This window comes from Sphingobacteriia bacterium (assembly GCA_017304685.1).
Taxonomy (GTDB): domain Bacteria; phylum Pseudomonadota; class Alphaproteobacteria; order Rickettsiales; family 33-17; genus JAFKLR01.
Genome location: JAFKLR010000003.1, coordinates 1 through 26,655, shown reverse-complemented (window position 1 = coordinate 26,655; position 26,655 = coordinate 1). Strand labels below are relative to the sequence as shown.

Annotated in this window: 42 protein-coding genes and 1 tRNA gene; 8 read left to right on the top strand and 35 right to left on the bottom strand. The window is 29.9% G+C overall.

Annotated features, from left to right (window positions below):
• Positions 1 to 10 precede the first annotated feature (10 nt).
• From J0H68_00225 to J0H68_00215, 3 genes are all read right to left on the bottom strand, one after another.
• Positions 11 to 958 carry a TerC/Alx family metal homeostasis membrane protein gene (locus tag J0H68_00225; GenBank protein ID MBN8827119.1) on the bottom strand — a complete coding sequence of 316 codons (948 nt, stop codon included), beginning with the start codon at positions 956 to 958 and terminating at the stop codon, positions 11 to 13.
• Between the two features lie 70 nt (positions 959 to 1,028).
• Entirely contained in the window at positions 1,029 to 1,493 is a 465-nt protein-coding gene (locus J0H68_00220) for a hypothetical protein (protein ID MBN8827118.1), read from the bottom strand.
• A gap of 15 nt (positions 1,494 to 1,508) precedes the next feature.
• The gene (locus tag J0H68_00215; protein MBN8827117.1) at positions 1,509 to 2,738 is read right to left on the bottom strand and encodes a multidrug effflux MFS transporter; all 1,230 of its coding nucleotides are present in this window, start codon (positions 2,736 to 2,738) and stop codon (positions 1,509 to 1,511) included.
• Between the two features lie 19 nt (positions 2,739 to 2,757).
• On the opposite strand from J0H68_00215, the gene J0H68_00210 reads away from it, so the two are divergent.
• Both J0H68_00210 and sugE read left to right on the top strand, forming a co-directional pair.
• Positions 2,758 to 3,369, top strand: coding sequence for a YggS family pyridoxal phosphate-dependent enzyme (locus J0H68_00210; GenBank protein ID MBN8827116.1), 612 nt, complete (start codon positions 2,758 to 2,760; stop codon positions 3,367 to 3,369).
• Positions 3,370 to 3,482: 113 nt separating this feature from the next.
• Positions 3,483 to 3,812: a quaternary ammonium compound efflux SMR transporter SugE gene (sugE, locus tag J0H68_00205; GenBank protein ID MBN8827115.1), complete on the top strand. Its 330-nt coding sequence runs from the start codon at positions 3,483 to 3,485 to the stop codon at positions 3,810 to 3,812.
• Between the two features lie 42 nt (positions 3,813 to 3,854).
• Here sugE and J0H68_00200 read toward each other — a convergent pair.
• Together J0H68_00200 and J0H68_00195 are read right to left on the bottom strand one after the other, a co-directional pair.
• Positions 3,855 to 3,930 (bottom strand) — tRNA-Ala (locus tag J0H68_00200).
• A 136-nt stretch (positions 3,931 to 4,066) separates the two neighbouring features.
• Positions 4,067 to 5,323: a hypothetical protein gene (locus J0H68_00195; GenBank protein MBN8827114.1), complete on the bottom strand. Its 1,257-nt coding sequence runs from the start codon at positions 5,321 to 5,323 to the stop codon at positions 4,067 to 4,069.
• A 319-nt stretch (positions 5,324 to 5,642) separates the two neighbouring features.
• On the opposite strand from J0H68_00195, the gene J0H68_00190 reads away from it, so the two are divergent.
• Positions 5,643 to 6,056 (top strand): hypothetical protein, encoded by a 414-nt coding sequence (locus J0H68_00190; protein MBN8827113.1) that lies wholly within the window; start codon positions 5,643 to 5,645, stop codon positions 6,054 to 6,056.
• On the opposite strand, the gene J0H68_00185 is transcribed toward J0H68_00190, so the two are convergent.
• Positions 6,030 to 6,821: an undecaprenyl-diphosphate phosphatase gene (locus J0H68_00185; protein ID MBN8827112.1), complete on the bottom strand. Its 792-nt coding sequence runs from the start codon at positions 6,819 to 6,821 to the stop codon at positions 6,030 to 6,032. The two genes, J0H68_00190 and J0H68_00185, sit on opposite strands and share 27 nt — an antisense overlap.
• A gap of 99 nt (positions 6,822 to 6,920) precedes the next feature.
• On the opposite strand from J0H68_00185, the gene J0H68_00180 reads away from it, so the two are divergent.
• The 5 genes from J0H68_00180 to J0H68_00160 all read left to right on the top strand — a co-directional run bounded on the left by J0H68_00180 (position 6,921) and on the right by J0H68_00160 (position 11,572).
• Positions 6,921 to 7,961: a rod shape-determining protein gene (locus tag J0H68_00180; GenBank protein MBN8827111.1), complete on the top strand. Its 1,041-nt coding sequence runs from the start codon at positions 6,921 to 6,923 to the stop codon at positions 7,959 to 7,961.
• A complete protein-coding gene (gene mreC, locus J0H68_00175) occupies positions 7,961 to 8,779 on the top strand; it encodes a rod shape-determining protein MreC (protein MBN8827110.1) in 819 nt (272 codons plus the stop codon). Before J0H68_00180 ends, mreC begins: the two co-directional genes overlap by 1 nt.
• 261 nt (positions 8,780 to 9,040) lie before the next feature.
• Positions 9,041 to 9,451, top strand: coding sequence for a hypothetical protein (locus tag J0H68_00170; protein MBN8827109.1), 411 nt, complete (start codon positions 9,041 to 9,043; stop codon positions 9,449 to 9,451).
• A 115-nt stretch (positions 9,452 to 9,566) separates the two neighbouring features.
• Entirely contained in the window at positions 9,567 to 10,013 is a 447-nt protein-coding gene (locus J0H68_00165; GenBank protein ID MBN8827108.1) for a hypothetical protein, read from the top strand.
• An 86-nt stretch (positions 10,014 to 10,099) separates the two neighbouring features.
• Positions 10,100 to 11,572, top strand: a complete 1,473-nt coding sequence (locus J0H68_00160) for a hypothetical protein (protein MBN8827107.1) — start codon at positions 10,100 to 10,102, stop codon at positions 11,570 to 11,572.
• Here the strand turns inward: J0H68_00160 and J0H68_00155 are convergent.
• The 29 genes from J0H68_00155 to tuf all read right to left on the bottom strand — a co-directional run.
• Positions 11,569 to 12,447, bottom strand: coding sequence for a DMT family transporter (locus tag J0H68_00155; protein ID MBN8827106.1), 879 nt, complete (start codon positions 12,445 to 12,447; stop codon positions 11,569 to 11,571). The two genes, J0H68_00160 and J0H68_00155, sit on opposite strands and share 4 nt — an antisense overlap.
• Positions 12,448 to 12,869: 422 nt before the next feature.
• Positions 12,870 to 13,259 carry a 50S ribosomal protein L17 gene (gene rplQ, locus J0H68_00150; GenBank protein ID MBN8827105.1) on the bottom strand — a complete coding sequence of 130 codons (390 nt, stop codon included), beginning with the start codon at positions 13,257 to 13,259 and terminating at the stop codon, positions 12,870 to 12,872.
• A gap of 24 nt (positions 13,260 to 13,283) precedes the next feature.
• A complete protein-coding gene (locus tag J0H68_00145) occupies positions 13,284 to 14,306 on the bottom strand; it encodes a DNA-directed RNA polymerase subunit alpha (protein ID MBN8827104.1) in 1,023 nt (340 codons plus the stop codon).
• Positions 14,307 to 14,344: 38 nt separating this feature from the next.
• A complete protein-coding gene (gene rpsK, locus J0H68_00140) occupies positions 14,345 to 14,737 on the bottom strand; it encodes a 30S ribosomal protein S11 (GenBank protein ID MBN8827103.1) in 393 nt (130 codons plus the stop codon).
• Positions 14,738 to 14,751: 14 nt separating this feature from the next.
• A complete protein-coding gene (rpsM, locus tag J0H68_00135; protein ID MBN8827102.1) occupies positions 14,752 to 15,129 on the bottom strand; it encodes a 30S ribosomal protein S13 in 378 nt (125 codons plus the stop codon).
• Positions 15,130 to 15,231: 102 nt separating this feature from the next.
• Entirely contained in the window at positions 15,232 to 15,876 is a 645-nt protein-coding gene (locus J0H68_00130; protein MBN8827101.1) for an adenylate kinase, read from the bottom strand.
• Positions 15,873 to 17,222 carry a preprotein translocase subunit SecY gene (gene secY / locus J0H68_00125; GenBank protein ID MBN8827100.1) on the bottom strand — a complete coding sequence of 450 codons (1,350 nt, stop codon included), beginning with the start codon at positions 17,220 to 17,222 and terminating at the stop codon, positions 15,873 to 15,875. The genes J0H68_00130 and secY overlap by 4 nt, the downstream gene beginning before the upstream one ends.
• Before the next feature lie 19 nt (positions 17,223 to 17,241).
• The gene (locus J0H68_00120) at positions 17,242 to 17,697 is read right to left on the bottom strand and encodes a 50S ribosomal protein L15 (protein ID MBN8827099.1); all 456 of its coding nucleotides are present in this window, start codon (positions 17,695 to 17,697) and stop codon (positions 17,242 to 17,244) included.
• A 25-nt stretch (positions 17,698 to 17,722) separates the two neighbouring features.
• Entirely contained in the window at positions 17,723 to 17,929 is a 207-nt protein-coding gene (gene rpmD / locus J0H68_00115; protein MBN8827098.1) for a 50S ribosomal protein L30, read from the bottom strand.
• On the bottom strand, positions 17,922 to 18,476 hold the full coding sequence (rpsE, locus tag J0H68_00110; protein ID MBN8827097.1) for a 30S ribosomal protein S5: 555 nt from the start codon (positions 18,474 to 18,476) through the stop codon (positions 17,922 to 17,924). Before rpsE ends, rpmD begins: the two co-directional genes overlap by 8 nt.
• A gap of 21 nt (positions 18,477 to 18,497) precedes the next feature.
• On the bottom strand, positions 18,498 to 18,863 hold the full coding sequence (gene rplR / locus J0H68_00105) for a 50S ribosomal protein L18 (protein ID MBN8827096.1): 366 nt from the start codon (positions 18,861 to 18,863) through the stop codon (positions 18,498 to 18,500).
• A 15-nt stretch (positions 18,864 to 18,878) separates the two neighbouring features.
• The gene (rplF, locus tag J0H68_00100; protein MBN8827095.1) at positions 18,879 to 19,442 is read right to left on the bottom strand and encodes a 50S ribosomal protein L6; all 564 of its coding nucleotides are present in this window, start codon (positions 19,440 to 19,442) and stop codon (positions 18,879 to 18,881) included.
• 12 nt (positions 19,443 to 19,454) lie between these two features.
• Positions 19,455 to 19,847 (bottom strand): 30S ribosomal protein S8, encoded by a 393-nt coding sequence (gene rpsH, locus J0H68_00095; GenBank protein ID MBN8827094.1) that lies wholly within the window; start codon positions 19,845 to 19,847, stop codon positions 19,455 to 19,457.
• A 10-nt stretch (positions 19,848 to 19,857) separates the two neighbouring features.
• Complete coding sequence (gene rpsN / locus J0H68_00090; GenBank protein MBN8827093.1) at positions 19,858 to 20,163, bottom strand: 30S ribosomal protein S14; 306 nt, start codon at positions 20,161 to 20,163, stop codon at positions 19,858 to 19,860.
• A gap of 18 nt (positions 20,164 to 20,181) precedes the next feature.
• Positions 20,182 to 20,721: a 50S ribosomal protein L5 gene (rplE, locus tag J0H68_00085; protein ID MBN8827092.1), complete on the bottom strand. Its 540-nt coding sequence runs from the start codon at positions 20,719 to 20,721 to the stop codon at positions 20,182 to 20,184.
• Positions 20,722 to 20,741: 20 nt separating this feature from the next.
• Entirely contained in the window at positions 20,742 to 21,092 is a 351-nt protein-coding gene (gene rplX, locus J0H68_00080; protein ID MBN8827091.1) for a 50S ribosomal protein L24, read from the bottom strand.
• A 1-nt stretch (position 21,093) separates the two neighbouring features.
• On the bottom strand, positions 21,094 to 21,462 hold the full coding sequence (gene rplN, locus J0H68_00075) for a 50S ribosomal protein L14 (GenBank protein ID MBN8827090.1): 369 nt from the start codon (positions 21,460 to 21,462) through the stop codon (positions 21,094 to 21,096).
• A 33-nt stretch (positions 21,463 to 21,495) separates the two neighbouring features.
• The gene (rpsQ, locus tag J0H68_00070) at positions 21,496 to 21,732 is read right to left on the bottom strand and encodes a 30S ribosomal protein S17 (GenBank protein MBN8827089.1); all 237 of its coding nucleotides are present in this window, start codon (positions 21,730 to 21,732) and stop codon (positions 21,496 to 21,498) included.
• Entirely contained in the window at positions 21,725 to 21,946 is a 222-nt protein-coding gene (gene rpmC, locus J0H68_00065) for a 50S ribosomal protein L29 (GenBank protein MBN8827088.1), read from the bottom strand. Before rpmC ends, rpsQ begins: the two co-directional genes overlap by 8 nt.
• On the bottom strand, positions 21,939 to 22,361 hold the full coding sequence (gene rplP, locus J0H68_00060) for a 50S ribosomal protein L16 (protein MBN8827087.1): 423 nt from the start codon (positions 22,359 to 22,361) through the stop codon (positions 21,939 to 21,941). The genes rpmC and rplP overlap by 8 nt, the downstream gene beginning before the upstream one ends.
• Before the next feature lie 19 nt (positions 22,362 to 22,380).
• Entirely contained in the window at positions 22,381 to 23,004 is a 624-nt protein-coding gene (rpsC, locus tag J0H68_00055) for a 30S ribosomal protein S3 (protein ID MBN8827086.1), read from the bottom strand.
• Positions 23,005 to 23,016: 12 nt separating this feature from the next.
• Positions 23,017 to 23,367, bottom strand: a complete 351-nt coding sequence (gene rplV, locus J0H68_00050; GenBank protein ID MBN8827085.1) for a 50S ribosomal protein L22 — start codon at positions 23,365 to 23,367, stop codon at positions 23,017 to 23,019.
• Positions 23,368 to 23,385: 18 nt separating this feature from the next.
• Positions 23,386 to 23,670, bottom strand: a complete 285-nt coding sequence (rpsS, locus tag J0H68_00045; protein ID MBN8827084.1) for a 30S ribosomal protein S19 — start codon at positions 23,668 to 23,670, stop codon at positions 23,386 to 23,388.
• A 12-nt stretch (positions 23,671 to 23,682) separates the two neighbouring features.
• Complete coding sequence (gene rplB / locus J0H68_00040) at positions 23,683 to 24,513, bottom strand: 50S ribosomal protein L2 (protein MBN8827083.1); 831 nt, start codon at positions 24,511 to 24,513, stop codon at positions 23,683 to 23,685.
• Positions 24,513 to 24,809, bottom strand: coding sequence for a 50S ribosomal protein L23 (gene rplW, locus J0H68_00035; protein MBN8827082.1), 297 nt, complete (start codon positions 24,807 to 24,809; stop codon positions 24,513 to 24,515). The genes rplB and rplW overlap by 1 nt, the downstream gene beginning before the upstream one ends.
• Positions 24,799 to 25,425: a 50S ribosomal protein L4 gene (rplD, locus tag J0H68_00030; protein ID MBN8827081.1), complete on the bottom strand. Its 627-nt coding sequence runs from the start codon at positions 25,423 to 25,425 to the stop codon at positions 24,799 to 24,801. Before rplD ends, rplW begins: the two co-directional genes overlap by 11 nt.
• Positions 25,426 to 25,445: 20 nt before the next feature.
• Positions 25,446 to 26,165: a 50S ribosomal protein L3 gene (gene rplC / locus J0H68_00025; GenBank protein ID MBN8827080.1), complete on the bottom strand. Its 720-nt coding sequence runs from the start codon at positions 26,163 to 26,165 to the stop codon at positions 25,446 to 25,448.
• A complete protein-coding gene (gene rpsJ / locus J0H68_00020) occupies positions 26,165 to 26,485 on the bottom strand; it encodes a 30S ribosomal protein S10 (GenBank protein MBN8827079.1) in 321 nt (106 codons plus the stop codon). The genes rplC and rpsJ overlap by 1 nt, the downstream gene beginning before the upstream one ends.
• 22 nt (positions 26,486 to 26,507) lie before the next feature.
• A partial coding sequence (gene tuf / locus J0H68_00015; protein ID MBN8827078.1) for an elongation factor Tu occupies positions 26,508 to 26,655 on the bottom strand: 148 nt, incomplete at its 5' end.

The following is a 26,655-nucleotide window of genomic DNA, read 5'->3' as shown; positions in this document are numbered from 1 at the left end:
TAAAAAATATTTATTTTTTAACTTCCTTGCTATTAGTCTTATAAATTGAATATAAAATTCCTAATAATAGGACTACGACGGTAACTATTAATGAAATACTTGCAGGGATTTTTCCTATAAACTCGCTAAGCAAGATTTTTCCACCGATAAAAATAAGTAAAGCAGATAAAGAATATTTTAGGTATTTAAAGCGATGAACCATTTCTGCAAGGGTAAAATAAAGAGTTCTTAACCCTAAGATAGCGAATATATTACTAGTATAGACAATATATGGATCATTGGTTATAGCAAATATTGCAGGAACACTATCAATTGCAAAAACTAAGTCAATTACCTCAATAATTACTAAACAAACAAATAAAGGGGTACAATAATATACCGCTTTACCTTTATTTTCCTTAATTTTAACAAAAAATTTCTCTTCATGAAGAGTTTCAGTAACTTTAAAATGCTTTTTAATAAATTTAAGTATAAAATTGTTATTAAGGTCAAATGTTTGTTCTTTAATTAAAACCATTTTTATTCCTGTAACAAGTAGGAACAAACCAAAAATATACATTATCCATTCAAATTCGTGAACGAGAGTAGCCCCTACTCCTATTAATATAGCTCTTAATACTATAACCCCTAAAATTCCCCAGAATAATACTCTGTGTTGGTATATGCGAGGAATTGCGAAATACTGAAAAACCATTGAAATAACAAATATATTGTCTAAAGCTAAAGTTTTCTCAATTAAATAGCCTGTTAAATATTCTTTTGTGCCATTCGCACCGATTTTGAAATAAATAAAAACTGAAAAGCATAGAGCAATAACAAAATAGAATAAGCTATAATATAAGCTTTGCTTAAAACTTATTTCCTTTTTTTCTTTATGAAACACTCCAATATCGAGAATTAATAATACTAAGACTAAGATTATGAAAATTATCCATAACCAAATTGAATGATGTATCATATTTATACTATATTTAAATTATATATAATAATATAACACAAATTTTAACTTTTTAAATACTTTTTATAAATTATGAATTCTTGTCGGTTTCTATTTTGAAAAATTCCTTTTTAAAGCCAACATTTGGCCCCCATTCTTCAAATAATTTCTTTTGCTCTTCTATGTACTTTTCTATCTTTTTTTGTTCTCTATATACAAAATAGTTACCTGAAATTTGAGGTAATACCCAAATAATAACTAGTCCAATACTAGTGGCTCCATAAATGACTATCCATATTTGCATATTTGACATCATAGCTTGAGCTTTATCACTTGCATCAAGCCCGCTATTCAATAATTCAATTATATATGGCATGAGACCAATAATATTAAAGGCCCCTACTGTATTGGAAGCAGTCTTATTAGTTCTTTTATCAATTGAATAAATTACCATGGTAGGTAATAGCGCAAGCATAATAAATGCAAAGGCGTAACCTGAAATCAGGAACGTTGCAATTGAAAAGATAGCTAGTACAATCCTAAGAACTATATTCATATATTTTAAATTAAGTTACTTCCTTAATAATAACTTAATTTTGTTATGAATCAATAAATATATTAATAAAGATGTAGTTAGCATAATAGAGCATAGAATTGCTATTGGCTTAATTGTTCCATTAAAAAGAAAACTTGTTAAGCTTAACATTATAACGCTAATTATTAACCTATATGAAGTGCAAAATGAGGAAGCTGAACCCTTAATATGCTCATGCATATCCATGTAATCGGCAAAAATAAAAGTTAGGAAAAACACCAAACCTGCGGTTTCTATAACTTTAATTAAAGTTATTATCAATGGAATATCATATAAAGGGGTTTGCGATACTATTAGCATTAAAATAGCCCCTATAAAAGCAACATATCCACCTAAATTTCTAGCCGTAACATACCCTATTTTTCGTATTGCATAGCTTGTAAATACACTAATTACTGCATAAGAGAAGGTAATTGCCGCTTGATGAAAAGCATAAGCGCTTTCAGTAATACCTATATAATCAACAAAAATAATAGATAAATTAGAAATATAAATAAAATAACTGCTAAATCCTAATCCAATTATACTTAATAATCCCATTGCTTTGGGATTAAACAATACTTCTTTAAAATTTTTTAATGAAGCATTAAGATTAAATTCTTTTCTTTCATCAATAGGTAATGTTTCCTTTAAATATATTACCATTAAAACAGTTATAATTAAGCAGGTTATTGCAATAAGATAAAAATTTGATTGCCAACCAAAAGCTTGATTCATAAAGCTTCCAATTAGTGGTGAAATAGCCATGAAGACTGTAATTACGCTATTATAATATCCAAAAATTTTAGCCGCTTGTTCTTTATTGTATATATCAAATATAACCGTGCTACCTACTACAAATACTGAACTTAATCCAAAACCTTGAATAAATCTGAAGAAAATTAATTGATATAAATTATTAAAAGAAAATACGCATCCTAATGAACCAATTAAAAAAATTGCTTGACCTAGAAGCAACATTTTTCTACGACCAAAATTTTCTGATAAAGGGCCATATAAAAGACTGCCAACACATATTCCGAAGAAATTAGCAGAAACAATTAATTGCAAAGTTGCTTCATCTGTATTAAAAAACTTTAACATATCAGGGAAGCTTGGTATATTTATTTCCGTTTCAATTGAGGAAATAACTTCTGCAAGTATTAGTATTATTAAAGTAGTTAAATTACTCTGTTGTTTAATAGTTTTTTGAGTTAAGTCTTCCATATTAAAATCACAATATATTATGCAGCTTCAAAATATAAAAAATAAAATTCCTTCAAATGTTAAATTAATTGCCGTTACTAAAGGAAGAGCTTTTAATGAAATTAACCCTTTACTAAAAGGCGGTCAATTAGATTTCGGTGAAAATCGAGTTGAAGAAGCAACCAACAAATGGAGTGATGTAAAATTACTATATCATGATTTAACTCTTCATATGATTGGTAAACTTCAAAATAAAAAAATGAAAGATATAGTTCAAATTTTTGATGTAATTCATTCTGTTGAATCAACGAAAAACTTAGATTTATTACAAAAATTTGCGGAACTTTATAATAAGAACATTAAAATATTTCTCCAAATCAATCTAGGAAAAGAACCTCAGAAATCAGGAATTGATGAAAGTAGTATTGAGGAATTAATTAATTATTGTAAGACTAAACAAAATATTCAATTATTAGGTTTAATGATTCTTCCGCCTATTAATGAACCCCCAAAACCTTATTTTATCAAGCTTAGTAATTTAGCTAAAAAATATAATCTTACTAATTTAAGTATGGGCATGAGCGAAGATTATGAAGAAGCTATTAGCTGTGGAGCTACACATATAAGGTTAGGTAAAATTTTATTTGAATAGATGATAATAGATAAATCTAATAATTTTGATATATTGGTAATTATCCGGACGAGATGCGCCGTACCCGGTCAAGACAAGACGACGCTTTTTTTATTTAAAAGGAGTAGTTTATTATGACTGTTGCATGGATATATCTCGTAATTGCAGGCTTATTAGAAATTTGCTGGGCTATCGGACTCAAATATTCAGAAGGGTTTTCACGCTTTTGGCCAAGCATTTTTACATTTGTGACATTAGCTGGAAGTATGTACCTATTATCTAAATCTGCTCAAACATTACCTATTGGTACCGCTTATGCAGTATGGGTAGGAATTGGTGCATTGGGTGCTGCAGTTTGCGGTATAATTCTATTTAATGAATCTGTATCACTACTTAGAATATTATTTTTAGCTATGCTTTGTATATCAATAATTGGTTTAAAATTTACAAATTTTAGCTCTTAAACAAGTGATATTATTTTTTAAGATAAGAAATATTGAAAGTAATGGTGGAGATGAGCGGAATCGAACCGCTGACATTCTGCTTGCAAAGCAGATGCTCTACCAACTGAGCTACATCCCCATGAATAGAAGAAAATATTTACCATAAATTATACTAATGTCAATAGCATAATTAAAAATTGTATATTTAAATTATAAAAAAAGACCTTAGCAATTAAAGCCAAGACCTTTTTTTATATTTAATTATTTAAAGTTTATTACTTAGTCCAAAATGCAGAAGCTCCAGTTGCTCTTCCAATTTTATTTAAAAAGCGATCTCCCAGTGAAACGCTTTTTAAGTTATTGCTAACTTCTACATCCGGATGAACTCTACCGGTATTTTTATTTACGGTATAACCAGCATCATTTGCAGCTTTTGGGTTATCCTTATCATGAAATGCTAAGCGAGGTTGTAAAAGAGTTACAATTCCTGTTGAAATAAGCATTGATGGTAACATCGTAAAAAATAAATTCTTTTTAAATGAATTGTCTTTACTTCTTAAACCTAAAAGAATTTTATTTACGAGGATATTTTCTATAATATTTTTACTTATAAATTTACCTGCTTTTTCAACAAATGTATTTACTTGTTTTATGTAATGTGGGTTATTTATACTTTCAAGAATCCCCTCACCTGGAACTACATAACCACCTTTCATCTTACGACCTATAAAGAAAGCAACAGATTGTAAAATCTTAGACGAAAATTTTAATAGTCTTGGCATAATGAATAATTGAAAGCCTATTCCTTTAGCAAACTCATATACATTTTTCAAAATTGTTAAATTTGGGTCATAACCAAGAGTAGCTTTTTGATATACCCAATTTAAAGCACTACCAATTTTTTTAGTAACCTTACTATTAATAACTTTATTGAACATAGCCTCAGCTTTTTCTTTAATAGGGTCAACAAAGGCTTTAACTACCTGATATTCATATAATTTACTGCCGATCTTACCTAATACTGTTGTGTAAAGCCATGTAACACCTTGCTCTAGTACCCAGTGACCTAACCATCCACCTTTTTTAACAGCAAGGTTAATACCGTTTGTTACATAATTTTTGCCAATTTTATTTGATAACCATGTAGCAAACCCACCTATTGACTTACCAATAAAATTTGGAACATATTTCTTTAAACCCATACCAATTATGCTTAACCCACCTGCAAGTAACCATTCAATTTTTTGGGTTATAAAAGCTGGAATAGTTGAAAGTGTCCACCCTAAACCATATGGTATGAGTGCTAAACCTAGGCCAGTTAGTTGACCTAACTTTATAGCCATAGGTAAGGTATAAGTGATAATATTAACAGAAAATGGAGCAATAAAAGGCAATATTTGTAATGCTGTTAAGGCTGTAAAACCCCCAATTAAAATTCCATAAGCTACTCTTTTTAAGAATTTTTTCTTTTGGTCGCCATTAAAATATATATTATATAAGCCTTTACCAGGGTTAAATGTTAATTTAGCCATTATTTCACCTCAAAAATTTTCAATTGATTAAATAATACCAAATTAATAACAATTTGTCAATAATTAGTTAACAATTTAATATCAATTAAACTTATTTATAATTTCTTCATAATAATATATTTAAATATGGAATTAATAAATGGTTAAAATATATTAAACCATTGATTTAATTACAAACAAATTTTTAACTTATTACTTGAATATAATTTATTAATAGGATATACCTATTCCTATTAAATATCTGTAAATAAATTAATTATTTATAAAAAATTAAACTTCTACCCTTGTGTTAATAATAATTTAATTAAAGGTAAATATAATGAAAAATAAAAGAAAATATATAAAAAATAAGCAAGCTGGAAAAATGGTATTTTTTCAAGATGGGAAAGAATCTTTACTTCCATACTTAAATCTTTGGCGTGCAGTAATTAATTATCAAATACGAGAATATATATTTTCTTCTGATGCAGATAAAATAAAAAATAAAAATCAAATAATTGAATGGGTATTTGGCCCTTACCGTCAAGATTTTGAATTAGTATGCAGCCTCGCTCGACTCGAGGTAAGCTATGTACGTAAAATTATAAAAACCTTAATTGCAACTGAGAATGAAACTCATAAAAAAATTGTTAAAACTATAAGTAAAAAGAGCAATTTTAATATTTTTGATCATAAGTATCATAAAATAAATGAAAATGAATGGATTTCATCTAATTATATTCAAAAAAAATAAACCTAAAATGATTCTATAAACTCCAAAGGGTTTAAGGCCATATTTAACAATAACTTTAATTGAAATATTGATTACTAATAATGACACTATAAAAGCAGTTATAAAACCAATGGAAATAGACATTATATTATCATAATTTAATAAATAGTAATTTTTATAAATTTTAAAAACTGATGCAGCTAAAATAGTTACGAACCCTAACAAAAACGAAAACTCTACTGCTATGTTTCTATTTAATTTTATGAGAATTCCACCTGCAATAGTGGCCCCTGATCGAGAAACACCTGGGATAAAAGCTAATAATTGCAATGTACCAATTCCTAGTGCTTGCTTTATACCTATTTTATTTAAATCATAAGTTTGTGGCTTAATATTTAGAAGGTCAATAATAATAAATAATATACCTCCTACAATCAGGCTATAAGCCATAACTACAGTAGAATTAATACTGGCAATTTTGTTATTAAAAATTGCTCCTATAATTCCTGCAGGTAAAAAAGCTATTATTAAGTTTGATATAAGTTTTTGTGTAACCTTATTATTATGAAAGGTAAAAATCATTTTTTTAAACAAAGTAAACCTAACTATAAAAAGAGCTAATAAGCTTCCCATCTGAATTATTGTTTCAAAAATTTTATCCTCAAAAATTTTTGTTTGTAAAAATTTTTCAGCAAAAATCATATGCGCAGTAGAGGAAATCGGCAGGAATTCAGTGAGACCTTGCACAATGCCTAAATATATAGAATTTAACACTTCATTTACCATCACTCTACCTTTTAACTAATAATTATATAAGAAATGCTTGAGATATCAGTTTTTTAACCATATATTTGTTTTATAAAAATATCAAAACAAAAGGTAAATATGTTTTCTAAACTTCTTGGATTTATGTCTAGCGATATGGCAATTGACTTAGGTACTGCTAACACACTTGTTTACGTTAAAGGTCGCGGGATAGTTCTAAATGAACCATCCGTAGTAGCGCTTTTTAAAGAAAATGGTACTACAAGGCCATATGCGTTTGGTCATCAAGCTAAAATGATGCTAGGCCGCACACCGTCAGAAATTGATGCTATTAGACCTTTAAAGGATGGTGTGATTGCTGATTTTAAAGGTGCAGAAGAAATGATTAAACATTTCATACGTACTGTACATAACCGCAGAAGCTTTACAGGTCCACTTATTATTGTCTGCGTTCCATCAGGTTCAACACCTGTAGAAAGAAGAGCAATTCAAGATGCAGCTGAAAGCGCTGGAGCTCGTGAAGTATTCTTAATTGAAGAACCGATGGCAGCAGCAATTGGCGCTGATTTACCTGTGACTGAACCTACAGGTTCTATGATTGTTGATATTGGCGGTGGTACTACTGAAGTTGCAGTATTATCTCTTGGAGGAATAGTTTACTCACGCTCTGTAAGAGTGGGTGGCGATAAAATGGATGAAGCTATTATTTCTTATATCCGTCGTCATCACAATTTACTAGTTGGTGAATCAAGCGCTGAAAAGATTAAAAAAACTATTGGAGCTGCTTGTGCACCAAACGATAGTATAGGCATGACAATGGAAATTAAAGGACGTGATTTAATTAATGGCGTACCAAAAGAAATTCAACTTAATGAACAACAAATCTCAGAAAGTTTAATTGAACCAGTGAGCCAAATTGTTGAAGCAGTTAAAATTGCTCTTGAATGTACTCCACCTGAACTTTCTTCTGATATAGTTGATAAAGGTATTATCCTTACTGGTGGTGGGTCATTACTTAGAAACCTCGATTACGTATTACGTGAAGCAACAGGCTTACCTGTTTTTATCGCGGAAGATCCGCTTTCATGTGTCGCAGTAGGTACAGGAAAAGTGTTAGAAAATATGAAAAAATTCCAGCATGTATTATTTAAACAAGATTAATGACTGATAATCTAAATACTATATATTCTAATGCAATTACATTAATACGACGGTTTAATACAGTCGTTTACATTGTAATTGCATTATTTATTATGTCGTTAGATTATTATGAATCTAAAATGACTGTTTACTTTAAAAGTAGCGTCATTGATAAAAATGTTTTTATTACAAAACATTATACGAGCTTTGAAAACAACGTAAAACTTTACGTAGAAAGTATATATAACTATTTTGCTCTTTATAAAGAAAATCAAAAATTAATTAAAGAAAAACAAGTCTTAGAAAATTATTATATATTAACTAAAAAGCTTGAAGAAGAAAATGCAGCTTTAAGAAAATTAATGAACTATATTCCTGAAAAAAATGTAGAGCATTTTACTACTAAAATTCTTGCTGATATGTCTAATCCATTTTCTACATCCTTAATGATCAATGGCGGCGAGCAACAAGGTGTTACTAAAGGCCAGGTTGTTATAAATGAGTTTGGAATTGTAGGACGCGTAATTGAAGTAACTAGCAAAAATTCACGTGTAATGCTCATTAATGATTTAAATTCACATATACCTATTTTAACTGAAAAATCTAGAGAAAGAGCAATTGTTTCAGGAACTCATAACTATAATTTATTAAAGCTTATTTATTTACCAGATGATACTAAGGTACAGGTTGGTGAAATGGTATTTACATCAGGTGATGGTAAAGTTTTCCCAGCAGGCATGCTTATTGGTACAATTTCTCATGTTAAGAATAATGAATTTTACGTAACACCTGCTATTGATTTTAGTAGACTTGATTACGTTATATTAGTTAAGTATTAAACCTGAGAATCCCTTTCAAATAATTTAAAAAATATTTTTATATTTTATGATTTAATAAAGATTTATTTAAATTATACAAGTGCTCAAATCAAATTTTTAATGGTATTTTAGTCATTATATAATATTACATAAAAAACTTTCGGTAATCCATTGAATTACTTATCTATTTACTTAATGACAAAATTATATCGTTATAAAACTTTAAACTTTCCTTAATATTTGTTAAAATTAATATATTAAAATAAAAGCACGAGGTTTCCTATGGAAAGCTTTAAGTTTAAATTGGTTTCCATTCAAAAAATGGAAAATGATGCATATTGGGCTAAAAATTTTGAAGTTGCCCTAGATGATACGACAGTATTAAAATTTACAGTCTCTAATAAAGCCCCTGTAAACAATAATACTTATAAAACAAATTCTAACCTATTAGCCTTCCCTATTCCATATAAAGAACTTAAAGCTAATATTGAAGCTTGTTTATTTGAAGATAAGAACCTTATAATTAAACCAGCTGGCTCTATTGAAGAAGTCCTAACTATTGAATTTCCCTTCAAGTTTATTAATAAAGATAGTAGAGATCAATTAGATTTCTTAAGCAAAAAAATTACCTCAAATCTTTCTAAGGTAAACACTATTAATAGCTTTATAAATGCGGCCAATGAAGAAAATTAAAAATAATTACAATAAGATACTGAAATTTATACAAATTACTTTTAAAAAATTTATAAATATTTATATATACAGTATTTTTTGATAAAATAAATTTAATAATGAAATTTGAGGTTTTATGAGTAAATATAAAATAACTTCATTATCAGATTCAAGTTCTGAAATCGAAGTAACTAAAAAGTTTAAAATCACAGATGATAAAGATCAAACTGTTTTAGAATTTACGGTTTCTAACGCAAAACCTTCTGCTTTAGAAGAAAATTATAATGTAATCAATAACTTAGATCAGTTTCCAATTGAATTGAGCATGTTAAAAGCTAATATAAAGCTATGTCTCTCAAATAATGAACATTTAAGTTTAGAACCTTTTTTAGCTTTAGAAGAAGAAAAGTTAAGTATAAAATTTGAAAATAAAAACTTTAATCCTAAAAACCCTGCTATTTTAGAGATATTAAGTACTGAAATTACAGCTCATTTAGCTAACGATGAAGTATTAAAAGATAAATATGTAGGACCGCTTGAAAGTAAATTTTCTTCTAAATTCTCTAATAGGGATTTATTTTAAACCTAATAATTCATTCTTTATATAGGTAATTTACTAAATGTATTTAAAATGCTATAATTAATTAATGATTGTAACATTTTATTTTTATGAAAGATAATAACTTTGAAAACAGCTTTTTAAGTAAAATTCGTGAAACTTATCAAAATATGGTATTAAACCGAGTTAAAGAAGCTGGGTTAGTTTTAAATGATTTGTATAATAATCAAGACCTTAAAAATAATTATCCTACCGACCATAATTTTATTTGGAAGTTAAAAGAAGCGCATAATTTAATACAATACTCCCCTTCTATAAGACAAAATGAATTAAAAGAATATATAAACCAAAATATCGAAAAATTAGCTCAAGATAAAAACTATAATTTATTAGAAGGTAAAAAGTGGGATGATTTACCTGAAATAAAGAATGATGATAATCGAACGCCAGAACAAAAAATGGTGGATTCAGTAATAGATAATATTTGGAACAATTATGATTTTAAAAGTGCACTTGGTACTATTAATGAATTTACTAGAGATAAACCTGAATTAAAAGATAAAGCTGATAAGATAGCTACTGCTATCACCGAAAATATTAAAGATCCAAACAAAAATTTAAGAGATATTTATTTAAGTTTAAAAGAATTTACTAGAGAAAATGCGATTGACTCATCAAATTTTAAAAGCTTAGAGACCCATAAAACTAATATTTTGCGTAATAATATAAGTGATCATCTAAAAAATATAGATTCAGTATTTGAAAATTTAAGCAAAGGAGAAGATGCTGCTAAAATGGCTTTAAACACTATAAATGAAAGTTATAACAATTTTGCTTCTAAAATTCCGTACTGTAAAGAAGACTATCCTAGTATACAAAATTTACTAAATGGTATACATCGCATGACGCAAACAAATGACTTAAGACCGGAAACATTAGAATATATAAAAACACAAATTGGTACCCTATCAACACAACTTGCGGGCTCATGCAAAGTTGCAATCCCTGATAATATTTTAGCTCAGCAAATTACAACAAAATTAACACCACAAATTAAAGATAAAATGTTTAAAGACTATAGCGCTAAATTAGAAAATATCATTAACAAAACTAATGAACAAATTGCAGCAAAAAGTTTTTCACCTTATGACGCTTCAAATTTATTAAATATTTTTTTACAAGCAAATCCTACTGATTCTAAACGTAATCCTTATCACCATATACCTGCAATAAGAAATCTTGAAAATAAAGTTATAGCACTTAATAATGATCTTAAACGCGATGTTTCGAATTCGAGTAATTTAGCAGATACATTATCAAATTTTGCTAAACAAAATAATATGAATATAAAAGAGCTTGATAGACCTAAAAAAATAACTGCTGAACTTAATGAAGTTCAAGCAGGCCTAAAAAATATTAATATCAATGAAGAAAATAAAAATACTTCCAATAATAAAAATGATAAAGAAGAGTTACAAGCTGTTAAAGATAAATTAAAGAAGGTATCTTTAAATAATAATACTACCCAATCAACAATTCCAAACGCAAAAACTAATTCACGAGAACCAATTTCGCGTAATTAACTTTCTGATTTTCTCCTTAAAGCAAAAAGAATTATAACATTACTTAAAATAATAAAACCAGCTCCTATTACTACCATTATATTTGGAACAATACCTCCAAATAAATAATCCATTAAAACGAACCATCCAAAATATGTATAATTATATGGTGCAATAGTTGGCGCGGTAGTAAATTTAAGTGATAGCACTGTTAAATATTGAGCGATAGTTGCAATTAATCCTATAGAGAAAAATAAAGCCCAATCTTTTAAACTAACACTTACCCATAGTTTTGATAAGACTGGTAAACTTACTATAATTAAAAATAAATTTGGATATACAACAATTGACATAGGATGATCGCTTATTGAAAGTTTTTTAATTGTAACTTTATTAAGAGCTGCAATAAAGGCCGCAAGTAAGCTTACAATAGCCCCAAGTTTAAACATTGCAAATCCAGGCTTAAGTGCTACAATTATTCCAATAAAACCTATAACTATACCGATAATGTGAAATTTATTAATTGGCTCTTTAAATAGAAACCATGAAATAATTACAAAGAATATCACTGAAACATAACTTAAAGCTGAAACTTCTGCAAAAGGTATTAAAACTATCGCAGACATATATGCATAACTTCTTGCAGAACCACATATAGCATTTAAAAAATGAATAAAGGGTTTATGTGTTTTTAATGGAGCTAGGCTTTTATAATAAAATATAAGTGGTACTAATAAATAAATTATTTTAACCACAGCTCTTAAAAATGTAGCTTGTTCTACACTATAATTTGTAATTAGAAAATATTTTATTAAAGTATCAGATAGAACATATAAAAATATTGATACTATTGCAAAAACAATTCCTATTATTTGATGTTTGCTAGGTCTATTCATTTACTTTATAAAAGTTAAATTTTCATATGATGTATAAAGTTTTTTGATAGAATGAACAAGTATAATTTTCTTATAATTGAACTCTTTCCTATTATTTTATTCTATAAAATAATAGCAGCGTTATACATCTAAATATTATACGATTTCTATTTGGTGCAGTTAATTGTTTTTTCCATTTTATCACAATTTTATTCTAACTAAAAGTTCAATAAAAATTATATATATTTTAGGGTTTTAATGATCAAGTTTATCTGGAAAAGATTAGATAAATCATTTTGAAAATATTTACAAAATATTTCATAAGAAAAATTTTAAATATGTAAAGTAAAAAAATATTAGATAGACAAAAAGTAAGATTTATAAAAAAAAAGGCCGAGATAGACTCAGCCTTTTTTATTAAATAATATATGTATTTACAATAGCTATGCTTGCTTACCGCGCGCTTCTACATCTCTATCAACAAGTTCAATAACTGCTTCAGGAGCAGCATCACCAAATCTGAAACCCATTTTAATGATTCTTGTATAACCACCATTACGTGAATTATATCTTGGACCTATAACATCAAAAAGTTTCTTAACATGGCTTTCTTGATTATTAAGTAGTGATAAAGCTTTTCTACGATTATGTAAGCTATTATTCTTAGCAAGGGTAATTAATTTTTCAACATGCGAGCGTAAAAATTTTGCCTTAGGTAAGGTTGTTATAATTTGTTCATGTTGAATAAGTGCAAGTGATAAATTAGCAAGTAACGCTTTTCTATGACTTGATGTTCTATTAAGTTTTTTTGCTTTTGTTTTTGCGTGATTCATTGTCTTAAATCCTAAAAAAAATTATCAATGATAAGGATCTTCATATTTTTTTGCTAATTCTTCAATATTATGTGGAGGCCAGCCTGAAACATCCATACCGAGTTTTAAACCCATTGAAGAAAGTACTTCCTTAATTTCATTAAGTGACTTACGACCAAAATTAGGAGTTTTAAGCATTTCACTTTCAGTTTTAACAACTAAATCACCAATATATGTAATATTATCATTACGAAGGCAATTTTGTGATCTAACTGATAATTCAAGCTCATCAACTTTTTTAAGTAATCTTGGATCGAATGGTAACTCTTGTTCATTTTCTTGAACTTGTTCTTCTTCTTCTTGGAAAGAAATAAACACTTGGAATTGATCTTGTAAGATTCTCGCAGAAAGAGCTACAGCCATTTCAGGAGTAATAGTGTGATCAGTTTCAATTGATAAAATAAGCTTATCATAATCTGTCATCTGACCTACACGACTATTTTCAACTTTATATGAAACCTTTTTTACAGGACTATATAATGCATCGATTGGAATCAAACCAATTGGGTCATCATTAGATTTATTCATATGTGCTGGCACATAACCTTTACCAACTTGGCAAATAAGTTCCATATTAAGGGTTGCATCTTTATCTAAATTACAGATTACCAAATCCTTATTTAAAACTTCTATATCTGATGATCCTTCAATCATACCGGCAGTAACAACACAAGGACCTGTAACAGAAAGTTTTAATTTTCTTTTATCAGTAGTATGAGTTCTTAGAATTAAAGATTTAATACTGAGAATAATATCAGTAATATCTTCTCTTACTCCAGCAACAGATGAAAATTCATGTAAAACTCCATCAATTTTAATTGCTGTAACAGCGCAACCTTGTAATGATGAAAGTAACACCCTTCTCAATGAGTTACCAAGTGTTAATCCAAATCCACGCTCAAGAGGCTCAATAATCACATGAGCAATTGCTGGATTATATTTATCTTCAACAATTTGTAATGATGATGGTTTAATCAAATCATTCCAGTTTTTAGAAAGCAAAGACATACTTATCTTATTCCCTTAAATTTTAATATATAAAAAACTTAAACTCTACGTCTTTTTCTAGGTCTGCAACCATTATGAGGTACAGGAGTTATATCTATAATCTGGGAAACTTCAAGCCCAGCAGTAACTAACGCCCTAATAGCAGAATCTCTACCTTGTCCAGGACCAGTGATTACTACTAATATAATTTTTCTCACTCCATGTTCCATAGCTCTACGTGCCGCATCTTCAGCAGTAATTTGCGCTGCATATGGAGTTGATTTTCTTGAACCTTTAAAACCACATTTACCTGCAGAAGACCAAGAAATTACATTACCATTAGGGTCAGATATAGTAACGATAGTGTTATTAAAAGATGAATTAATATTTACTTGCGCTGCAAGAATATTTTTCTTAGTTTTTTTCTTTACTTCATTTTTATTTTTGCTCATATTTATACCTTAAGCTATTTTACTGCTTTCTTTTTACCAGCAATTGGTTTTGCTTTACCTTTTCTTGTTCTTGCATTTGTATGAGTACGTTGACCTCTTACTGGTAACCCCTTACGATGGCGCAAACCTCTATAACATCCAAGATCCATTAACCTTTTAATGTTCATAGAAACTTCACGACGAAGGTCACCTTCAATAACATAGTTTTGTTCAATATAACTACGTATTGCAGAAATTTGATCTTCTGTAAGCTGATTTACTCTAAAACTTTCAGCTATGTTTAAGTCTTTACAGATAGTATTAGCTCTATGCTTACCTATACCGTGGATATATGTCAAAGCTATTACTACACGCTTATTGGTTGGTATATTTACACCAGCTATACGTGCCACAGCAATCTACTCCCTATTATAATTAAATAATTAAATATTTTACGCCTTATTTCTGGAAAATAAATAATATATATTATTTTACTAAAGTCAATAATAAATGCACTAATTCAGCGCGTTTAATATTTCTTTAGTAATATTTTCCAAATTTTTACTTCCATCAAAATCTTTTAAGATTTCTTTTTTCTTATAGTATGCAACTAATGGATACGTTTGAGCAAAATATTCTTTCATTCTGGTTCTGATTGAATCTTCGTTATCATCCCCTCTTGTTACAAACTCATTACTACCGCATTTATCGCAAACATTCTCAACTTTAGTAGGATTAGTAAACTTATTATAACTTGCATTACATGATTTACACGTAATTCGTGCAACTATTCGATTTACTAACACTTCTTCATTAACATTCAAATTTATTACAGCATCAATTTTAATGTTAGCATTGTTTAAAAATTCATCTAACTGAACTGCTTGGTTTAATGTTCTAGGATAGCCATCCAAGATAAAACCACTTTTACAATCATCCTTAGAAATCCTATCTATAACAACTTTGGTAACCAAATGATCTGGTAATAACATTCCTTTATTCATAATAGATTTAACTTCGAGTGCTAAATCATTATTTTCTTTAGATAACTCTCTAAAAATATCACCTGTAGAAAGCTTCACCAAATTCAATTTTTCTTTTAAAATATCTGCCTGCGTCCCTTTACCTGAGCCTGGAGGTCCTAAGAAAATTATTCTCATATTTTCTTATTTCCTTTTAAATTCATTTTTTTCAACAAAGACTGATACTGATTCATATATAAATGAGTTTGAATTTGAGTCATAGATTCAATAACAACATTTACTACGATTAATATACTTGTGCCACCTAAATAAAATGGTATACCAAATTGTGATACTAGGAATTCAGGTATTAAGCAAATTACAACTAGATAGATCGCTCCTACAACTGTAAGACGTGAAATTGTATAATCTAAGAATTCTACAGTAGCTTTTCCAGGTCTTTTTCCTGGAAAAAATCCACCATTTTTCTTTAAATTTTCTGCTGTTTCTTCAGGATTAAACACTACAGAAGTATAAAAGAAACAAAAGAAAACTATAAGAATAGTATACATAATCATATATAACGGCTTACCATGTGCTAAATATAATGCTATGTTATCTAAAATTCCTGTACCTTCAGTAGCGTTTGCTGAAAAACTTACTATAGTTAATGGAAATAATAAAATTGAACTTGCAAAAATAGGAGGTATTACACCGGACATATTTATTTTAATAGGCATATGTGTCGATTCACCACCAAACACTTTGTTTCCAACTTGTCTTTTTGGATATTGTACTAAAAGCTTTCTAAAAGATTTCTCAACAAAAACAATTGTAAATAATAACCCGAGCGCTAAAGTAATTACTACTAAAATAAGTAAAGTAGATAAAGCACCAGTTCTTCCTAATTCAAGTGTAGACATTATTGCATTCGGAATACCTGCAACAATTCCTGCAAAAATTAATAATGAAGTTCCATTACCTAACCCTTGTTGCGTAATTCTTTCGCCTAACCACATTAAGAATATGGTTCCTGCTGTTAAGCTGGTTATTGTTGTAACTTTAAACATTATACCTGGGTTAATGACAAGATTACCTGAAGGCCCTGACATGGCTTCTAATCCTGCAGCAATTCCAAAAGATTGTACGGCACAAAGGATAATAGTCAAATATCTAGTATATTGATTTATCTTTTTTCTACCTACCTCACCTTCCTTTTTAAGCGTTTCAAGATCTTTAGAAACTATAGTCATTAATTGCATAATGATAGAAGCTGTAATATACGGCATCATAGCTAAAGCAAAAATAGTCATTCTACCTAATGAGCCACCGGATAGCATATTGAAAATGCCTAAAATTCCTTGAGAATTTTGCTTAAATATTTCATCAAGTACTCTTGCATCAATCCCTGGCAATGGTATATAACAACCTATACGATAAACTATAAAAGCTCCTATAATATATAAGAGCTTTTTTTGCAATACTTGAGCATTTGAAAGTGAAGGGAGGGATAACCCCTTATTTTTGTATAATGATGTCATCATTTCTATATATAAACTTTTATTAGTTTGTAATTGCTTCACCACCTGCACTTGTAATAGCACTTAAAGCAGCTTGTGAATATGCATTAAGTTTAAATTTAAGTGGGAATTTTAATTCACCATCACCTAAAAGTTTTACAAGTTCATTTGCCTTTTTTATTAGACCTAATTTTACTAATAAATCATGATCAACTAAATCCTCAGCTTTAATTATACCTTCTTCAACGAAAAGATTAATATCGCCTAAATTAACCACTTTATATTCTGTACTATTTAATGGGTTAAAACCTCTCTTAGGTAATCTACGGTGAATTGGCATTTGCCCACCTTCAAAGGCATTAATTGAAACACCTGTTCTAGATTTTTGACCTTTAGTTCCTCTACCACCAGTTTTGCCTTTTCCTGAACCTATTCCACGACAAATTCTTTTACTTTTTTTATTTGATCCTGGTACAGGAGATATTTCATTTAATCTCATTTACTTACACTCACTATTAAACAAATTATACTTCTTCAACTTTTACTAAATGAAGAACCTTGTTAACCATACCCATTATTGAAGGAGTTGCTTCTAAAACTTTAGATCTGTTAAGTTTATCTAAACCTAGACCTTTAAGGGTCAATTTTTGATCACTTTTCCTACCTATAGGGCTTCCTACTTGCGTTACTTTAATTTTTCCTAACGCTTTACTTTCTTTCTTATTAGCCATTGTTGTCACCTTTATTAATTTCAGCTTTACTATCGCTTGCTTCACGATTTTGTACAATTTCGCTAACTTTTTTATTTCTTTTCTCTGCAACACTTTTTGGAGCACTTAACCTTGTTAAAGCATCAAAAGTTGCTCTAATAATATTATTAGCATTAGTAGAACCAATTGATTTCCCTACAACATCTTGTACACCCAGTAAACTTAGAACTGTACGAACTGGTCCACCTGCAATTACACCGGTACCAGCTGGGGCAGATCTTAAAACCACAGAACTTGCACCAAATTTACCTATAATGTCATGATGAAGAGTTCTATTCTCTCTTAAACTTACTTTAATTAAAGCTTTTTTAGCTTGTTCAATAGCTTTTTTGTTAGCTTCTGGTACTTCTTTTGCTTTTCCTGAACCAAAACCTACATTACCTTTACCATCACCTACTACTACAAGTGCAGAAAACGAAAAGTCACGTCCACCTTTTACTACTTTAGTTACTCTTCTTACTAGTACTAGCTGAGATTTTAATTCTACATCTGGTCTTGTTGTTGCCATATTTTTTGTCCAATAACTCAATTAAAATTCTAATCCACCTTCTCTAGCAGCATCAGCTAGTGCTTTGATTCTTCCATGGTATTTATAACCACCTTTATCAAAAACCACTAAAGCTATATTTTTACTTTTAGCTCTTTGCGCTAGTTCTTTTCCAACAATTTTTGCTGCTTCTACAGTTGAACCCTTTTTTAGTTGTGTGCGAAGCAATTTATCTACTGACGATGCGGATACTAATGTGTTTCCATTAACATCATCTATGATTTGAGCGTATATATTTTTCCCAGATCTAAAAACAGACAAACGTAATCTATCAGTTGTTTTTCTAATTTTTGCTCTGACCCTTTGTTCACGACGATCAAATCTTTTATTAGCATTAAGTGAACCCATATTAACTCAACCTTACTATTTTTTACCACTTTTTGTTTCTTTACGACGAATAATTTCGTCTTCAAATTTAACACCCTTACCTTTATATGGCTCAGGTTTTCTAAACGATCTAATTTTAGCTGCTACTTGTCCAACCTTTTGCTTATCAATACCACTGATGGTAAGTAAAGTTGGCTTTTCAGCTACAATAGTTATTCCTTCTGGAATTAAATATTTTATAGCATGACTAAACCCTAGATTTAATGTAAGAATTTTCTTATCAATTGCAGCTTTATAACCTACACCATTAATCTCAAGTTTTTTAGTAAAACCTTGAGATACTCCTGTAATCATATTTAATAATAAAGTTCTTGAAAGTCCCCATTTTGACTTATATTTAGACTTAACTTTATTAGACAATTTAGCCACATCAATTGAAGGAAGTACAAAAACTTCATTTTCTTCTACACTAACTTTAACTTCATTAACGAATTCAGTATCTAGCGATCCCAATTTGCCAGTTACTTTTACTAAATTATTATTTATTTCTATTTTTACCCCTTGAGGGATTTTTATTGGGTTTTTACCAATCCTAGACATTTCTCGATGCTCCTAGTACACTGTACATATTTCTTCACCACCAACATTAAGCTTTCTTGCTTGATGGTCTGACATTACACCTTTTGAAGTAGACAAAATTTTAATTCCTAATCCATTATAACTTTTATTACACTTTTTAATTCCGGTATATTTACGTCTACCTGGCTTAGAAATTCTTTTAATTTCTCTAATTACTGGTTTGCCTTCAATATATTTTAAATGAACTTTTACTATAGGCTTATTATCATTTTCATCAATTTCATAACTAATGATATAACCTTCTTTTGTTAAAACTTCAAGAATAGAAAGAATCATTTTTGAAGAGTACATCTCAACATACGCGAGTTTCGCGGTCTGACCATTTCTTATTCTTGTTAACATATCTGACACTGTATCTGTAAGCATATATGATCCTCTACCAACTTGCTTTTTTAACACCTGGTAATAAACCAGCTGATGCAAAATCTCTAAGTGCTATCCTTGACATCCTAAATTTACGGAAATATGCACGAGGACGTCCTGAAATTTCACAACGATTTCTTATTCTACCTTTAGACCCATTTCTAGGTAACTTAGCTAATTTTTTCTGTGCTTCAAATCTTTCTTCTAATGACAAAGTTTCATCAATTACTAAAGCTTTAAGTTTAGCTCTTGTCGCAGAGTATTTTTTAACTAATTTTTCTCTTCTTTTATTTTTTTCAACTGAACTCTTTTTAGCCATTTCAACTTTCTCTCGTTATTAACTGTTAAATGGAAATTTAAATAATGTAAGAAGATGTTTTGCTTCTTCATTTGATTTAGCTGTAGTTACAACTGTAATATCCATACCTCTGATCATATCAATTTTATCATAATCAATTTCAGGAAATACTATTTGTTCCTTAATACCTAATGTAAAGTTACCTTTTCCATCAAATGATTTAGGATTTAGACCTCTAAAATCTCTAATACGCGGTAAAGTTACATATACAAATCTGTTGAGAAAATCATACATTCTATCACCACGAAGAGTCACTTTACAGCCTATTGGCATATTTTGTCTTAACTTAAATGACGATATTGATTTTTTAGCTGCAGTAATTACAGGTTTTTGACCAGAAATTAAAGCTAATTCTTCTGCTGCTTTCTCTATTGTTTTTGAATTTGTTATTGCTTCACCTACACCCATGTTAAGCACAACTTTTTCAATCTTAGGAACTTCCATATGATTTTTATAATTGAATTGCTTAATCATTTCAGGATAGATGAACTCTTTATAATATTCTTTAAATCCTTTAATTTGTGTTGCCATGGTATATCCTACTTATCTTCATCAATTCGTTTTCCAGAGACTTTAGCCACTCTATGTTTATTACCACTTTTATCGTAGTTAATACTTACTCTTGTAGGCTTTCCTGTTTCTGGGTCTTCTAAATTAACGTTTGAAATATGAATTGGAGCTTCTTTTTGTATAACTCCACCAGCAGACATGTAACTCGGCTTTTGGTGTTTTTTAACAATATTAACTCCAGAAACTAATACTTTTAATGTTTTTGGTGAAACTTCTAAAACCTCACCTTTTTTTCCTTTATCTTTGCCAGCAATAACAACAACTTTGTCACCTTTTTTAATTTTTAGCTTAGCTGGTTTTTGAGTTTTTGTTGTAATCATATTATAATACCTCTAACGCAAGAGAAATTATTTTCATAAACTTTTTAGCTCTAAGTTCACGTGCTACAGGACCGAATATACGAGTACCCATTGGCTCACCTTGCTTATTAATTAAAACGGCAGCATTTTCATCAAATCTGATTGCACTACCATCCGCTCTTTTTATTTCTTTTTTTGTCCTAACTACTACTGCCTTGTGCACTTCACCTTTTTTAACACGTGAATTTGGGATAGCTTCTTTAACAGAAACAACTATAATATCACCAACGGTAGCAATTTTTCTTAAGGAACCACCAAGAACTTTAATACATTGGACTTGCTTTGCACCTGAATTATCTGCGACTACAAGTCTTGTTTTCATCTGAATCATAAATAAAACCTATTATTTTTCAACAAGTTTCTACTAATTATTTACTTGAACTATTTCCCATTTCTTTGTTTTAGAAATAGGTTTAGTTTCAATAATTTCTACTGTCTCACCTTCTTTACAGCTATTATTCTCATCGTGAGCTGCATATTTCTTTGATACAGTAACAGTTTTTCCATATTTTGGATGTTTCGTTCTACGTGTCACTTTAACAACCGCTGTTTTATTTGACTTTGTACTAACTACTACACCCTGTAATATACGCTTAGGCACCTTTGGCCTCCTTTAGTTTTTTTTCATTTATAATAGTTAAAATTCTAGCAATATCACGTTTTACAATTCTATAACGCGCGGTATTTTGCAAATCATTATTAACTTTTCTAAATCTTAAGGTCATTAGTTCTTTTTTAAACTCAACTACTTTATCTTGAAGTTGCTTTATAGATAAATCTTTAAGATTATCCTTTATTTCACTTTTCTTACTCATTATCTTCTCCAATAGTCTTCACAAAACGTGTTTTTATTGGGAGCTTAGCAGCAGCTCTTTCAAACGCTTCACGTGCTAATTCTTCAGGAACACCATCTAATTCAAAAAGAATTCTTCCTGGATGAACACGACATATAAAATATTCTGGTGAGCCTTTACCACTACCCATACGTACTTCTGCAGGTTTCTTAGATACTGGAATATCAGGAAATATTCTTATCCATAATTTACCTGTTCTTCTAATATGTCTCATAACTGCACGACGCGCTGCTTCAATCTGCCTAGCAGTAATTCTTTCTGGCTCAACTGCTTTTAAGCCGAAACTACCAAAAGCTAAAGAAAAACCACCTTTCGCATTACCGTGAATTCTTCCTTTATGAGCTTTTCTATATTTTGTCTTTTTTGGAGCTAACATAATAAAATCCTACTCTTAACTAATCAACGCTTGGTCTATAAATCCAAACTTTAATACCTATCACACCATAAGTTGTATATGCATTTGCTGTAGCATAATGAATATCAGCACGAAGTGTATGTAATGGCACTCTACCCTCACGATACCACTCAGTTCTAGCGATTTCTGCACCGCCTAAACGCCCTGAACATGCTATTTTAATGCCATATGCACCCATTTTCATAGCTGAAGTCATAACTTTTTTCATAGCTCTTCTAAAAGATACCCTTCTTTCAATTTGTTGAGCTACTGCTTGAGCACATAAATTTGCATCTAATTCTGGCTTTCTTACTTCTAAAATATTTATTGATATTTCAGCAGAGGTAAATTTAGTTAAGGCTTTTCTAATTTTTTCAATATCAGTACCTTTTTTACCAATAACTACACCTGGACGTGCCGTATGTATAGAAATTTTAATTTTACCAGCTGGTCTTTCAATAATAATTTTACTAATACCTGCTTGGGCTAATGAAGCTTTTAAATAATTTCTTATTTTAATATCTTCATGTAAATAATCTGCGTATTTACTATCTACACACCATAAAGATTCCCAATCATTTACTATACCAATTCTTAAACCAATCGGATTAACTTTTTGACCCATTTTAATAATCTCCTAGCGTTCTTCTAACTGAATAGTTATATTACTAAAGAACTTTTCAATTCTTGCTGATCTACCTCTTGCTCTAGCACTAAATCTTTTCATTACAAAAGATTTTCCTACATATACAAAAGCTACATACAATCTGTCTATATCCATACCATAATTATTTTCAGCATTAGCGACCGCCGATAATAAGCATTTTTTTATATCTCTGGCAATCCTTTTATTGCTAAATTCAAGAGTTAACAAAGCTTCGTTTACTCTTTTACCGCGAATTAGACTTGCAACTAAATTAAGTTTAATTGGACTAATTCTGAAAGTTGATTTAGCAGTAGCTAATTTTTTATCTACCTGTTTTTTCATAAAGCTTCCTACTTGTTTCTAGCTCTTTTTCGCTTTTTTATCTGCACCATGACCATAATATGTTCTTGTTGGAGCAAACTCACCAAATTTATGACCAATCATGTTTTCAGTAACTAGCACGGGAATAAATTTTTGACCATTATATACCCCAAAAGTTACTCCAACCATAATTGGTGTTATAGTAGAACGACGTGAAAAAATCTTAACTACTTGATATTTATTTGATTGCTTCACAGCTTCTACTTTTTTTAATACATAACCATCTACGAAAGGTGGTTTTTTTAATGAACGACGTCCTCCCATTTCTACCCTCTACTATTTCTCGTATCTTCTACGGATAATAAATTTACTTGTGCGCTTATTATTTCTAGTACGCTTACCTTTAGTGGATTTACCCCATGGAGTTACTGGATGACGCCCACCTGAAGTTTTACCTTCACCACCACCATGCGGGTGATCTATTGGGTTCATTGCTACACCACGTACTACTGGTCTACGACCCATCCATCTTTTCCTTCCAGCTTTACCATAACTTTCATTTTGGTGCTCTGAATTTGAAACTGCACCAATTGTTGCTATACATTCAGCAAGAATTCTTCTAACTTCACCTGATCTTAATTTAATAAGAACATATCCTGAATCTTTACCTACAATTTGAGCATAACTTCCAGCGGATCTTGCTAATTGCGCTCCTTTACCAGGTTTCATTTCAACATTATGAACAATTGTACCTACAGGAATCTTTTTCATTGGTAAAGCGTTACCAATTTTAATATCCACATCATTGCCAGCAATTATTTTATCGCCTTCGGCTAATTTTTGTGGGGCGATAATATATGAATATTCACCATCTTCATATTTAATTAAAGCAATAAAAGCTGTTCTATTAGGATCATATTCAATACGCTCTACAGTAGCAAAAATATTAAATTTATTTCTTTTAAAATCAATAATTCTATATTTTTTCTTATGACCACCACCTCTATTCCAAGAAGTGATTCTTCCTAAATTATTTCTACCGCCACTAGATTTTTTTCCTGTAACAAGCTCTTTACGTGGCTCACCTTTCCATAGCTCAGCACGATCAATAAGAACTAAAGTTCTTTGTCCTGGAGTTACTGGATTAAATGTTTTTAACCCTGACATTACTTAATTTCTCCTGTAAAATCAATTGTATCACCTTGTTTAAGCGTAATGATAGCTTTTTTCTTATCATTTCTTTTTCCAGTTCTACCACGAAAAATTTTTATTTTTCCTTTTAAGTTAACTATATTAACTTTTTCTACTGACACATTAAAAATTGCTTCTACAGCTTTTTTAATGTGCTTTTTTGTAGAAGTTGGAGAAACCTCGAAAACATATTTATTAAGAGAATTCAAACTATCAGATTTCTCTGTAACAAGTGGTTTTACAATTACATCATATACTGTATTAGTTATCATTTAAACGCTCCATAATTCCAGCTAAAGCATCTTTTGTAATTACTAAATGATCATGACGCAAAATATCATAAACATTAAGACCAACTACTGGAATAATATCTATACCAATTAAATTTGCACAAGCTTTGCTAAATGAATCATTTTTATTAACATCTACAAATAATGCATTTTTAATCTCTAATTTAGCTAATTGATCTTTTAATACCTTAGTCTTAATTTCTTTAAGATTTAAAGAATCAACCACTTTTATAGATTGACCTAAATATTTAGTAGATAAAGCATGTTTAAGTGCTAATTTTCTAAATTTCTTATTTAAATTATAAGCATGACTTCTTACAACTGGACCAAATATTACTGCACCACCTCTAAATTGTGGAGAGCGTAAGCTCCCTTGACGAGCTCTACCTGTACCTTTTTGTTTCCAAGGTTTTCTTGTAGTACCTGATATTTCAGATACACCTTTTGTTTTATGGGTACCAGCCTGTTTTTTAGCTAATTGCCATTGCACATAACGGTGTAAGATATCATCTCTTACAGGTAATCCAAAGATACCTTCATCTAGATGAATCTCTTCTACAACTTTATTTTTTTCAAAATCTAATACATTAACCTTCATAGTTAACCTAATTCAAAACTTTATTCATTAACTTCTTCATAAGATGCAGGGTAAGGAACTTTACTTCCTAAAATTTTCTTAATTGCATCTTTAATAACTACATAAGAACCGCTATTTCCTGGTACGGCGCCTTTGACAATAAGCAGCGAGTTAGCTTCATCAACATCCACTACTTCTAGGTTTTGTATAGTTACTCTACTATTACCCAAATGTCCAGCCATTTTTTTATTTTTGAATACTTTACCAGGATCTTGACGTTGACCTGTAGAACCATGCGAACGGTGCGTAATAGATACACCATGCGTAGCTTCTAAACCACGGAAGTTCCATCTTTGCATTACACCGGCAAAACCTTTACCAATTGTGCTACCTGTAACATCAATATATTGTCCCTTTACAAAATGCGTAACTTTCATTTTTGAGCCAACTTTCAATAATGCATCTTTAGCCACTACGAATTCAGCTAATTTTCTTTTAGGCGCAACTTTTGCTTTTGCAAAATGTCCTTTAAGAGGCTTAGTTACATTATTCACTTTTATATCGCCACAGGCTAATTGAATAGCATTATAACCATCTTTTTCTTCTTCTTTTATTGCACTAACAAATTGCTCTTCAATTTCTAATACAGTAACTGGAATTGCTGATCCATCTTCTGCATATAAACTTGACATTCCAAGTTTTTTTGCAATTAAACCTGTACGTTGTTTAACGTTATTTTCTAATAGTTTAAGCGCTCTCATTATGCTGCCTCTACTAATTTGATTTGTACATCAACACCAGATGGTAATTCTAGCTTCATTAAAGCATCAACTGTCTGCGATGTTGGGTAAATAATTATAAGTCTCTTATGGGTTCTCATTTCGAACTGTTCACGTGACTCTTTATCAATGTGAGGTGAACGATTCACAGTAAATCTTTCGATTTTGGTTGGAAGTGGAATCGGTCCACTAACATCTGCACCTGTTCTTTTTACAGTAAAGCAAATATCCATTGCAGCCTTATCCACTGTTCCACTATCAAAACCCAACAATCTAATTTTTAATTTTTGATTTGTTGCCATAATTTATCTCTATTCCAAAAAACTATTCTACAATTTTAGAGACTACGCCAGCGCCTACAGTTCTACCGCCTTCACGGATAGCGAAGCGTAAGCCTTCATCCATAGCGATTGGTGATATTAATGTAATTGTTAATCTCACGTTATCGCCTGGCATAATCATTTCTCTACCT